The sequence below is a fragment of the Colwellia sp. C1TZA3 genome (genome assembly GCF_007954265.1).
Taxonomy (GTDB): domain Bacteria; phylum Pseudomonadota; class Gammaproteobacteria; order Enterobacterales; family Alteromonadaceae; genus Cognaticolwellia.
Genome location: NZ_VOLS01000016.1, coordinates 14,431 through 26,751, shown reverse-complemented (window position 1 = coordinate 26,751; position 12,321 = coordinate 14,431). Strand labels below are relative to the sequence as shown.

Sequence of the window (12,321 nt, the reverse complement as noted above, 5' to 3'; positions counted from 1 at the left end):
TAGTCAAAAAAAACGAAGGCATTAGCCTTCGTTTTCTATTGTAGATGTTTTACCCGAGGGTATTAAATCGTCTACTACTAGTCGTCTCGAGCCGTAACTTCAAGTAAGTGATAACCAAATTGAGTTTTAATAGGGCCTTGTACTTCATTCAACGGGGCTGAAAATACCACTTCATCAAACTCTGGCACCATTTGGCCACGACCAAATGAGCCTAATGCTCCACCTTGCGCTTTTGAAGGACAGTTTGAGTGCGCTTGTGCTACGGCGGTGAAATCTTCACCGGCGGCTATTTCTTGCTTTAATGTTAGACATTGCTCTTCAGTATCTACCAATATATGACGTGCTGACGCTTTTGACATTGTGTCTCTCTTATTCATTACTTTAAAAATTATCAGTGACTTTAACGTATTTTTTTTGAGAATAGAATAGCCAAAAAGATAAATTATGTCACTTAAAGTAACGTGGCTATTGTTATACCAGTTCCATTAAGTTTGTGATCTTGTTGTGCGCAGGAAAAATAACTCAAGGTAAGGCGCTTGATTGAGCAATAGCTGGCTATTGGGAGTGAGAGCAACACAGCCTTGAGCTATTTTAACTAGTACAAGTGAGCAATAACTTAATGGGATTGGTATTATACCAGTTCCATTAAGTTTGTGATCTTGTTGTGCGCAGGAAAAATAACTCAAGGTAAGGCGCTTGATTGAGCAATAGCTGGCTATTGGGATTGAGAGCAACACAGCCTTGAGCTATTTTAACTAGTACAAGTGAGCAGGTAATTAATCAACTTGGTATTATATAACCGATAAAGTAGATAACCTGATAAACCAACTGATATTTACTGGTAATTTAATCGGTTTTAACTTTACAGTTTACAAAACAGCAGCAGAGATATGCAATGTCTCTTCATCATTTTTAAGTATGGTCATCAGTGAGCTTACAAAGGAATTAAGAGTGCTCGTTTTGAGCACAATAACAAACAAGTATTAGTGAGCCAAAAGGGTAGTTAATATTTAATAAAGTCAAAAAATAAAATTAGAACTAAACGAGTTACTACAAAGCTCACAATATGCTATTAGCTTTTCTTAAGCCCGATGACCCTAGGTATTTACCAATAACTTAATTGATTTAACTAACCGTATTGTTGTATAACTCATACTCGAGTAAACCTACTAATTTTAATGTAAACATTGTGTTATATAATTATTTTGACATCTTTATATCTTTACTTAAAATATTATTAATGCTTAAATCTTTTTTGATAATGACTAATATTTAATTCAAAAAATATTTTTTCTAAGTCAGTAATCAAAACATAGCCAATTACTTTTACTGTTTTTAAAGATTTGAATTAAGGGTCAGTCAATGAAGTGTTACTTACATAAAGTATATCCATCCTCCTACCTAAAAAGAATAATCAGTGTATTAATTATTTCCTCTGTACTTGCCGCTTGTAGCGGTGGTGGTGACGGTGAAAAAGTACCTAAACCAGAGATAGGTAATCAGTCACCGGTTGCTAATGCTGGTTCAGACCAATCAGTTAATGAAAATGTACTTATCACTTTAAGTGGCTATGGTACGGATTCAGACGGTAATATTTCTGCCTATAGTTGGTCTCAAACGGGTGGCGTATTAGTAACACTAGAAAATGCAGATAGTGCGATTACGTCCTTTCAAGCACCAGAGGTAAACTCAGATGAACAGTTAAGCTTTGAACTTTCCGTAACCGATAACGATGGAGTTACTTCAGCGGACATGGTTGCGATAACTATTATTAATGTTTTAATTCCGCCCACGGCAAACGCTGGCGATGATCAAGCAGTGTTAGAATCTACAACTGTGACACTAAGCGGTTCTGGCACAGACCTATATGGTAGTATTTCTGCTTATAGCTGGTCTCAAATTACCGGTACTTTAGTGACGCTACAAAATTCAGACAGCACGACTTCATCCTTTCAAGCGCCAGAGATAACGTCAGACGAACAGTTAATTTTTGAGTTTACTGTCACCGACAATGATGGCACTACTTCAGCGGATACGGTCGAGATAACGCTCCTTAATGTTGTCATCGCGCCCACGGCAAACGCTGGTGAAGATCAAGAAGCCTTAGAATCTACAACGGTAACACTAAGTGGCTCTGGCATAGATTCAGATGGCATTATAAGTTCATACCATTGGGAGCAGGTTAACAATGGAGCGCCGATAGTTTCGATAAAAAACGTAGCAGACGCTAGTACTAATGTTGATTTGCCAGAATTGACACAGAATATCGAATTCGTATTCAGATTAATCGTTACCGACAATGATGGTGAGTCTGCTCAAGACGAAGTTGTTATAACCGGTAGACCTACTCCTGGTATAACGGTGGGTACAGTAACTGGAAATACAGCCACTGTGAACGCTACAGCGGAATTTTCAATCCAACTAAGTAGTAGACCTACTGCAAATATCACTATCCCATTAAATTCTAGCAATGAGTCAGAGGCCATTACTGAGCAATCTGAACTAATATTCACAGAGGACAATTGGCTACAAGCTCAATCTGTGATAGTTAAAGGCACGAACGAGAATGTTCAAAATGGTGAGCAAAACTTTCAAATTATACTTGGAACTGTTACCTCTTCTGATATATTTTATAATGGTCTTAACCCTGACGATGTTAACTTAAAAGGTATTGAACTAACGATAGCTAAGTCAGAAGTTCTGACCCCATTTATTGCTGACATAGCCGTAGTTATTCAGCCTCAAGTTAGCTATACCGGTAGTAGTCAACTGTCTTTCTCTTTAACCGAGTCGCCTGAAGGAATGGACATTGATCTAAGCACAGGAATAATTAATTGGACACCAGAAGCGCCTAACGAAGGTGAAAGTTATACCGTAATTACTTCAGTTAATGATGGGAATAAATTTTCTGAAGCGAGCTTCGAAGTGAAGGTTGCTTTAACAACACCTGTTGAAGTTAGCATGACAAATAACGAAATTGAGATTGTTGAGCCGCAATTAGACTTATTGGGTGTAAAGTTTAGGTTTGCAGATGACTCATCTGCACTTCCCATTATTAAAACTACCACTGTTGAAAGTGTCAATTCTGCGATTTTTAAAGGCGAAAAACTGACAGAACTCTTTATAGCAAACGATGACTTATTGAGGGAGTCAGAAGTATTGGTGCCTATTTCATTGTTGCCAGAATTTAGTGATGTGACAAGACTTGCGGTTTATCATTACGTTTTAAATGAAGAAAGCGGTGAACAAGCATGGTCGCCTGTTAGATTAAATTTATCTCTAGAAGGAAGCGCTGACCGTGAATATGCGGTGCTTGATATGGGGGCGTTAAAAGGTATTTTTTATATAGGGTTATTAGACAAGGTTGTTACGGTTAATAACAACTCTGACTCAAATGCTAACAAAAAAAATTCTACAGTGATCAGTAGCCAACCATTACTTTTAAGTGCTAATCAGGCATTCACAGCTCAAGATGTAAGCTGCCAACCTAGACGAATAGAACGGCCATCAAATTCGTCCTTCATTGAAGACTTTATTGAACAAACTTGTCGCGTAACTGGATTAGATAATACTATTTTTACAGTTATTGGTTTTGGTAATGCAGGTGGAGCAACGACTATGTGGTCGTCTGCTATTACAATAAATGAAATGGTATTATGGGCCGCAGAGTCAAGAAACGAGTTTGATGAGCTAGATATTGGCAATTTCGACCGAAATATTACTATTCAATTACAATCTGACAACATAGGGTCTTATGGTTACGTTCTGACGAACAATCCTGTGGAAAGAGGCAATATTCTTCATCTAAGCAATCGGGCTTCAGAATCCTCTACATCAATGCAAATCACTTTAGCTCATCAATACTTTCATCATGCACAAGTCAAAACAAAATTTGAGATAGACAATGGAAAAAATCTCATGACTGAAAGCTATAATGAACGTAGGTGGATTTCAGAAGGCACCGCTATGTGGTTTGAAGATCATCTCTACGATACGCTAGATGATTACAAGCGTTTTTTAACTGTGCCATTATCTAGAGTCTTAGAAAAAGGGATTAATAGTGAAGCAGACCGACATAACAATATTGCGATCTGGAAACATCTCTTAAATGAATCAACCTGCCCAGATTTTAAAGGTAAAATTAAGGGGTTGTTTTATGGCGATTTTGCTGAAAATGATAAAAGTAGAATATCATATGTAAACAGCATACTATCAGCCTCTAGTTGTAATTTTGGCGACCATTTAGGTGCGGAGAATTCAGCTTCGTTAATATCTGCATTAAGTTATTACCAATACGCGACCATGTTTGAGAATAAAATATCTTTATTAGACGCTAATGAATCAAATACGGATTTCAACTTTAAACCAACCACCTACCAATTTGATCAACCCTTTTTTAATACGATCAGTCAATGGCTAAATATTAAGCAAGAAAAAGTTCATAAGCTCAACAATATCAGTAATATTCCTGCTGCAGGTGCTTATTCGTTCAAGATACCTGCTATTTCTGGTGAATTACCTGCGGGTAAAATTGCCCAATTATCCGTAGAGTCTAATAGAAAGGTAATTGTTTCATTAACAAGTTCAGATCCAGCTTTTAATGGTACTGGCACCATTGATAGCAATGCCCATACATGGTTTTCTACTGCGGCTCAAACAAGTTATACATATGACGCGGAAGGTACTGTGCCCGAAGTTTTCGTTACCGTTGCCAATCCAAGTTTAGCAACAAGTGCCAATGTTGACGTGTTCTTTAAAATTGTAGATAAACTAAAGGTAGATACCATCATTACAAGCCATATAACCGGTGCGCAGGTATCAAATCGGGTTGTGACTATTTCAGGCTCTATTCCAGAAGAAGCAAGAGCTGCGACATCTAAAATCGTTATTACTGCTAACGGTATTACCACAAATACTGCCTTAAACAATGATGGAACATTTGCAGCGGATGTTGTTATATCTCTTGGCGATAATATTATTAAGGCACAAGGTTTTAGTGGCACGAAACCGAACACTATTGAGAAAGTAATAACGCTTCAAGGTATTGAAAGTAGCACCACTGGATTAAACGCCTTAATCTCATCAAGAACAGTGTTTGTACTTCGTTGGGATACGGCTACTGATTTAGATATATACACTACAGATAAGAATAATGACACCATTTGGTACTCCAATAAAACACAAGGCCCTGGAAATCTTGACCTTGATGACAAGGGCGGATTTGGCCCAGAAGTTGTCTCATACAGAGCAACAATGGATGATGTCTATGTCAGTGGTACTTTTGATTTGGATGTGCATTATTATTCAGGGTCACCCTCAACAAACTATACTTTGGATGTGATTTTAAATGAAACAGAAGGAAGCAATCGTCGGTCGTTTAAATTTGAGTCTACAACTCCACTTACAACGTCTAGCTCATCAGAAGAAAGTCCAACAGGCTCAGGAAACTCAAGGTTTAATGATATTTTAAGTGTCTCTTGTAGTGCTCAGCGTGTTTGTACTCTAAAAGGGTTTGATACCAGTAAGCTGAAAAAACTTAGAGGCTCTACAACGACTGTACTTGCTAAGAAAACAGCTAATGTAGGGGATTTTGATATAACTCAAAAGCAAACTAAATTCGCTTCTGTACATCAGCAGTGCATGGATGAACTGAATGCGAGTATATCGAAAACGGGCTCAGCGGCATGGTCATGTAACGAAGACGGCACTAAATATTGGTAGTTGCATACACTTGAAGACAAACTTTAGCTGCCTATGCTGGCAGCTAAATTTTATAATGGTATGCAAAATAAACATGTAAAAGTCGTGTAGAAGCGCTTAAACCTTACTCAGAGCATCAGTCTAGCGTCCTAGCTTTTAATGAGTTACTGATATTTTTAGTAATTAAGTTAGATTTTTGCTGTAAATTTTTGTCGCTGATATTTTTATTTTTACCGTCAGTACTAGTTGATGAAAAATCAAAATAGGCGAGTACTTGTTGCAGTTTGTCATTAAATTTCGCTGCAAACTCAAAGATAGAATTTTTTTTATCAAACTTATGTGGTGTTAAGTTTGCAAAATCAGTGACTTTAATTCCCAGCGATGGTTGTTGAGATATTTGTGTCGCTAAATGCATAGCGTTTTGATTGTATTGATTGAAGACTTCGCTGGTAATAGTAGGGTAGGCGTAGTGATTAACTATGTTATTGCTGGGTGATTTTACCTCGATAGCGACATTGTTTATCATTAAAACAACATTAACTTGGTGTTTCATTCTTGGCTCTGTTTGAGCCACTGAGCTGTATAAGCTAAATAAACCAAGCACAAGCAATATAGTGCCACTTAAATTAGCTTTTGTTGGTTGTGTTTTTTTTGCGATTTTCATTGAATAGTTAACCCGTATCATTCCTTGATGTAACCACTGTACCATTGTGTTACAAATCAATATAGATAAGAGCTTGTGTTTACGCGAGAATAATAAGTTGAATTGGTTACTTTATCAGACCAATAACGTGATTTAGTCTATAATACCAATCAAACTAACTAAGTGATCTTTTTAAATGGTCTAAATATCCAATAACATCGTTGCTTTCAATCCCAATAGCCAGCTATTGCTCAATCAAACGCCTTGTTCTTGAAAATTTACCCTCATTAAAATTTGCACCATTAATTAATTTGATTGGTATAACCAGGTAACATAATTGGCCTAATACCAGTTCCATTAAGTTTGTGATCTTGTTGTGCGCAGGAAAAATAACTCAAGGTAAGGCGCTCGATTGAGCAATAGCTGGCTATTGGGATTGAGAGCAACACAGCCTTGAGCTATTTTAACTAGTACAAGTGAGCAATAACTTAATGGGATTGGTATAATTTAATTTATGGAGTTGTTGGCTCAGTAACTTGTTTGCTCTATGCCGGTTGCGATGTTGACTAAATTGCTTTGGCTTAGCTATTTTTTAGCCATAAAAATAGACCGGTGCTGATAAATACCATGATTTATCAGCACCGGTCTTTATTTACCACCAAGCTTTAGGTGGCTTTAGCTGTTAGCTTGTTAAGCTTGATCTTTAAATAAAAGTCTATTTCTATGTAATAAAGGTTCAGTATAACCGTTAGGCTGTTTATGGCCTTGGAGTACTAATGCTAATGCGGTTTGAAAAGCGATGCTGTGGTCAAAATCATTCGACATAGCATGATATTGACTATCATCTTGGTTTTGCTGATCGACAATGGTGGCCATTTTTTTCAAACTTGCTAGCACTTGTTCAGGTGTGCAAATGTTATGTTGTAACCAATTGGCCATATGCTGACTTGATATTCTTAAGGTCGCACGGTCTTCCATTAGGCCAACATTATTAATATCAGGTACTTTTGAGCAACCAACGCCATGATCAATCCAGCGTACAACGTAGCCTAAAATTCCTTGTGAATTATTGTCGAGTTCATCAGAAATTTCTTGCGCTGACCACTGGGTGTGTTCGGCTAAAGGTATAGTTAAAATATCATCAACGTTTGCTGGTACACGGTTTTTCAGTTGCTGCTGCAATTGCAATACATTGACTTTATGGTAATGCAAAGCGTGCAAGGTTGCTGCGGTTGGCGAGGGTACCCATGCGGTATTTGCGCCGGCTTTAACATGATTAATTTTTGTCGCTAACATATTGGCCATTTGATCAGGTATTGGCCACATGCCTTTGCCTATTTGTGCTTTACCACTAAAACCACAAGCTAAGCCGACATCAACATTATTATCTTCATAAGCAGAAATCCATTTAGTTAACTTGATATCTGCTTTTCTGGCCATAACGCCGGCCGCCATTGAAGTATGAATTTCATCACCGGTTCGGTCAAGAAAGCCAGTATTGATAAATACCACGCGCTCTTTTGCCTGATAAATACAGGCTTTTAAGTTCACACTGGTGCGGCGTTCTTCATCCATAATACCCATTTTTACCGTATGACGAGGCAGAGTTAATAGGTCTTCAACACGATCAAATAACTCATTGGCAAAAGCTACTTCTTCAGGACCATGCATTTTAGGCTTAACAATATACACTGAACCTGTGTCACTGTTGCGTAAGGTGTTTTTTTGATTAACGTCGTATGTGGATATTAATGAGGTAATAACAGCATCCATGATGCCCTCAGGCACTTCATTATTTTGTTGGTCAATAATGGCATTGTTGGTCATCAAGTGGCCAACGTTACGCACAAACATTAAGCTGCGAGCTTTAAGTTTGCCCTGTGTGCCATCAAGCTTTTGAAAACATTTATCTGGATGCATCAAACGGGTTTGTTGTTTACCTGATTTTTCAAAAGTCTCAGATAAAGTGCCTTGATTTAAACCAAGCCAATTTTTATAGGCAATCACTTTGTCTTCTGCGTCAACCGCGGCTACCGAATCTTCACAATCCATAATAGTGGTTATTGCTGACTCCATAGAAATATCACTAACACCCGCCGTATCACTTTTTGCAATCGTGCTGTTCTGAGCAAATTCAACAATAAAGTGTAAATCGTGGTGTTTAAAAACCAACTCATTTGGCGACGCTTGTGCACCGGTAAAGCCAATAAATAATTCAGGCTCGGCTAAACTGGTATTTTCATCATTACTTAGTGTAACAACAAGCGCATGGTCAACTATTTGATAGCTTTTTACATTTGTGTGAGAGCCACTAAGCAAAGGTATAGTTTGGTCTAAAAAATCGCGAGCAAAGGCGACAACTTTAGCCCCACGAACAGGGTTATAAGCTTTTGTTTTTTCAGCACCATGGTCTTCAGCGATCACATCTGAGCCGTATAAGGCGTCGTATAAGCTCCCCCAACGAGCATTGACCGCATTTAAGGCAAAGCGAGCATTCATTACCGGCACAACCAGTTGTGGCCCTGCGATAGTCGCTAATTCAGCATCAACATTTTTTGTCGAAATGCTGAAGTCAGGAACGGGGGCTGCTAGATAACCAATACCAGTTAAAAAGCTTTTATAGTCAGTAAAATCAAAATCTTCAGCGGGGTGTGCTTGATGATAGGCGGTTATTTGTTGTTGCAGTGAGGTACGTTTTAACAACAGGTTTTTATTTTTTGGTGCTAAATCGGCGATAAGTTTTGCAAAGCCAGACCAAAAGGTATCTGAAGCTAGCGTTGTACCTGGCAGCACTTGCTGGTTAACAAAATTATATAATTCTTCTGCTACCTGCAAATTTGCGATTGAAATTCTTTTTGTCATAGGACACCTATTTTGAATAGTTTGAAAGTTTTGAAGCAAGCTTTATTATTTAATACCTTGATAAAAAACTAATATCAGCAATTTAGAAATATTGTCTATCTGATGCAATAACTGTTGGTTAATACCAATTTGATTAATTAAATGATCACCTTTTTTATGAGGAAATATAGATAAATACAAGGCATAAAATTTAGTCAGTAGTTATACCAATCAAACTAACTAAGTGATCTTTTTAAATGGTCTAAATATCCAATAACATTGTTGCTTTCAATCCCAATAGCCAGCTATTGCTCAATCAAGCGCCTTGTTCTTGAAAATTTACCCTCATTAAAATTTGCACCATTAATTAATTTGATTGGTATTATTCAGCTTATAGATTTTATAACGCTGTAGTTATTCATTTTAACCCTTAAAAATGAGCAGGTAATTAATCAACTTGGTATAACAATAGCTATTACTTTAGCCAAGTGTTTTGTCTTTTAAAATGCTAATAAAGTTAATTCATTATTGATTATCATAAGCCGCATGTCGCTTTAATTTTAGTATACCTTTATTGATATTATTTTTTGTGCTTATCCTTGTTATCCCTGTTATTCATGCGGCGAATGAATAACAGGGATAACAAGGCTGAATAAATGTTTATATAGGTCAATCAAGGTTTTGAGATAAAGGATGCTTTTTTATTTTTTATCATATATGCCCACAGATTAAAGGTGAAGTTTGCCATAAAATAACGCGTTCAAGCCCATTTTTTCTAAGTATTTTTTCTAGGTACTTCAGCACGTTAAAATAATAATTTACTGTATTATCTAATAATTAGCACCACGGTTGATTAAAATAAATAGCTTCTATTTGGCCACTTTTTATCTCTCTACAGTAGCTTAGCTAATCCCATCGATGAAACTAGTATTAGGCTAATCAAACTAGAAAAGTGTCGCCAAAAAATTAATAATAAATGGGCTGAGCAGTGCAGTAATAACAGCCGAAACAATTAAAGCCAATGAGCTATAAGCGGCATGCTCGTAACTAATATTACTAACTGTTGCTGTGCCAATAGCATGACTCGCTGCGCCAATAGCCAAGCCTTGTGCTTTAGGTGATTTGACCTTAATAAATCGTAGCCAAGGTGGGCCAACTAAAGCGCCAAAAAATCCTGCAAGAATAATGGCAAAGGCCGTAATAGCGGTATTACCGTCTAATTGACCGGCAATGGCAATGGCGATGGGTGTGGTAACCGATTTTAGTGATAGTGCCACGGCAATAGAGTAATCGCCGATTAACAGCATAGTAATAACAAAGCTGCTGACAATGGCAATAAATGCACCAAATAATAACACTAAAATAATACTCTTCCACTGTTTAGTAATGGTTTCTAAGTGCTGATATAGCGGAAAACCTAATGCCACAACCGCGGGTTCAAGCAACGCATTAAGCAGCCAAGAGCTTGAAAAATAACTTTCAAAACTAATGTCTTGCCAAAGTAAGATAGCAATAATGGCTAAAATACTTATTAGCATGGGTTGCAACCAAATTGCGTTTAGTTTGCGTTGAAAGACCGCAGTCAGCTGAAACAGTGCAATAGTACTAACTACAGCAAAAATAGAGGACAGTATATGGTTGTTTAATAGCTCAGTTATCATCAGGGTTACTCATCGTCAACAGCGTAGCGCTGATAATGTAAGCCAACAACCGTCAGTAATAGGAAAGTGGTGACAAAGGTAATGGCGACTATGGCGATGCCAAATTGTTTGATTAATTCAAAGTGGTTAATAATACCAACACCGGCAGGCACAAAACATACCCCCATATGCTTTAAGCACCACATAACACTGCTTTTAATACGATCAGCATTAAACAGGCGAAAGTGCAGTGTTAGGGTAAAAATAATTAAGCCGTATAAACTCCCCGGTAATATTGGCGCAAAATACGAGCATAACTTACCCAGAGCAAGACAACTAAAAATCGCAAAAATGCTATACAAAACATTAAAGGTTTTTTGCTTAAAGGTGATCACACTGACTGTGTCCTTATTAGCCTTCATTGGCGGCTTCAATAACCAACTGTCTAAACCATATATGACTAGCATCATGGTGTAACAGTGGGCTCCAAATCATTTTTAGTTCAATGTCAGGAATATCAAATGGTGGTTTAAGCACGGTATAATTAGCATCGTTTTTATGAATTAATGCGGCTCGCGTCGGTAAGGTGGCGACTAATTCATCTTCAAGTGCAAGTTGCATTGCCACGTGGTAATTTCGTGTAAATACTTTAATGTTACGCTGTTTACCTAAGCGTGCTAAGGCTTCATCAACCCAACCTAATTTTTGCACATCTTTTGGATCCATGCCAACACCGACACCAAAGCCGGTTTTAGATACCCAAACATGCTTAGCACTGAGGTAAGTGCTAAGGTTAAATTTTGACACGATCGGGTTCTTGGCACTTAACAGGCATGAGAAAGAATCTCGCCAAATAGTTTTTTGATGAAAAGATTGTGGTAACTCATCAAAACGGTTAATGGCCATATCAATTTTACCGGCCTCAACATCATGAAAATTAACATCACTGGGTGTCATGATGTCAATGGTCACGTTAGGTGCTATTTGGTTGATCCGTTTCAATAATTTGGGTAATAACGTAGAAGCCGCATAGTCACTGGCCATAAGACGGAAAACCCGCTGGCTACTGAGCTCGTTAAATTCTTCTTCACCTTGTAACGCCTCTTCTAGCTCTAGCAAAATTTTACGAATAGCAGGCGCTAAAGCCCTAGCACGTTCGGTAGGCACCATACCATCTGATGTCCTGACTAAAATAGGATCGTTGAAAAGCGTACGCAATCTTTTTAAACCATTACTCATCGCCGGTTGGGTAATATTTAACTGACCCGCTGCGCGTGTAACATTTTTCTCTCTAAGTAAAACATCAAGATAAATCAGTAGGTTTAAATCAATTTTTGAGATATTCATAACATTAATAATCTAGAACAAAAGTATAACCTAGATATATGTCATGGCTTATAGTGATAATCAAGTAAATTCAATGGAAAACATAAATTAAACTCACGGTTATCATCCCACGGCTTTTATTAACTGGGTTACTTAGCGTTTGAATTTATT

Annotated in this window: 7 protein-coding genes; 1 reads left to right on the top strand and 6 read right to left on the bottom strand. The window is 37.5% G+C overall.

The features are described from left to right. Window positions 1–77: 77 nt before the first annotated feature. A complete protein-coding gene (locus ESZ39_RS06875; protein ID WP_146879174.1) occupies window positions 78–377 on the bottom strand; it encodes a peptidylprolyl isomerase in 300 nt (99 codons plus the stop codon). A gap of 985 nt (window positions 378–1,362) precedes the next feature. On the opposite strand from ESZ39_RS06875, the gene ESZ39_RS06870 reads away from it, so the two are divergent. Beyond that, the gene (locus ESZ39_RS06870; RefSeq protein WP_146879173.1) at window positions 1,363–5,721 is read left to right on the top strand and encodes a PKD domain-containing protein; all 4,359 of its coding nucleotides are present in this window, start codon (window positions 1,363–1,365) and stop codon (window positions 5,719–5,721) included. 115 nt (window positions 5,722–5,836) lie between these two features. Here ESZ39_RS06870 and ESZ39_RS06865 read toward each other — a convergent pair whose 3' ends face one another. The 5 genes from ESZ39_RS06865 to ESZ39_RS06845 form a co-directional block, all read right to left on the bottom strand. Continuing rightward, window positions 5,837–6,364, bottom strand: coding sequence for a hypothetical protein (locus ESZ39_RS06865; protein ID WP_146879172.1), 528 nt, complete (start codon window positions 6,362–6,364; stop codon window positions 5,837–5,839). A gap of 669 nt (window positions 6,365–7,033) precedes the next feature. Beyond that, the gene (locus ESZ39_RS06860; protein ID WP_146879171.1) at window positions 7,034–9,205 is read right to left on the bottom strand and encodes a malate synthase G; all 2,172 of its coding nucleotides are present in this window, start codon (window positions 9,203–9,205) and stop codon (window positions 7,034–7,036) included. A 923-nt stretch (window positions 9,206–10,128) separates the two neighbouring features. Next, entirely contained in the window at window positions 10,129–10,845 is a 717-nt protein-coding gene (locus ESZ39_RS06855; RefSeq protein ID WP_223270277.1) for an LrgB family protein, read from the bottom strand. Window positions 10,846–10,850: 5 nt separating this feature from the next. After that, window positions 10,851–11,246 (bottom strand): CidA/LrgA family protein, encoded by a 396-nt coding sequence (locus ESZ39_RS06850; RefSeq protein WP_146879169.1) that lies wholly within the window; start codon window positions 11,244–11,246, stop codon window positions 10,851–10,853. Continuing rightward, window positions 11,236–12,171 carry a LysR family transcriptional regulator gene (locus ESZ39_RS06845; RefSeq protein ID WP_146879168.1) on the bottom strand — a complete coding sequence of 312 codons (936 nt, stop codon included), beginning with the start codon at window positions 12,169–12,171 and terminating at the stop codon, window positions 11,236–11,238. Before ESZ39_RS06845 ends, ESZ39_RS06850 begins: the two co-directional genes overlap by 11 nt. Window positions 12,172–12,321: the final 150 nt, after the last annotated feature.

Bases quoted from the DNA above. Each gene is read 5' to 3' on its own strand.
- ESZ39_RS06875 (WP_146879174.1), bottom strand. From the start codon at position 377: ATGAATAAGAGAGACACAATGTCAAAAGCGTCAGCACGTCATATATTG.
- ESZ39_RS06870 (WP_146879173.1), top strand. From the start codon at position 1,363: ATGAAGTGTTACTTACATAAAGTATATCCATCCTCCTACCTAAAAAGA.
- ESZ39_RS06865 (WP_146879172.1), bottom strand. From the start codon at position 6,364: ATGAAAATCGCAAAAAAAACACAACCAACAAAAGCTAATTTAAGTGGC.
- ESZ39_RS06860 (WP_146879171.1), bottom strand. From the start codon at position 9,205: ATGACAAAAAGAATTTCAATCGCAAATTTGCAGGTAGCAGAAGAATTA.
- ESZ39_RS06855 (WP_223270277.1), bottom strand. From the start codon at position 10,845: ATGATAACTGAGCTATTAAACAACCATATACTGTCCTCTATTTTTGCT.
- ESZ39_RS06850 (WP_146879169.1), bottom strand. From the start codon at position 11,246: ATGAAGGCTAATAAGGACACAGTCAGTGTGATCACCTTTAAGCAAAAA.
- ESZ39_RS06845 (WP_146879168.1), bottom strand. From the start codon at position 12,171: ATGAATATCTCAAAAATTGATTTAAACCTACTGATTTATCTTGATGTT.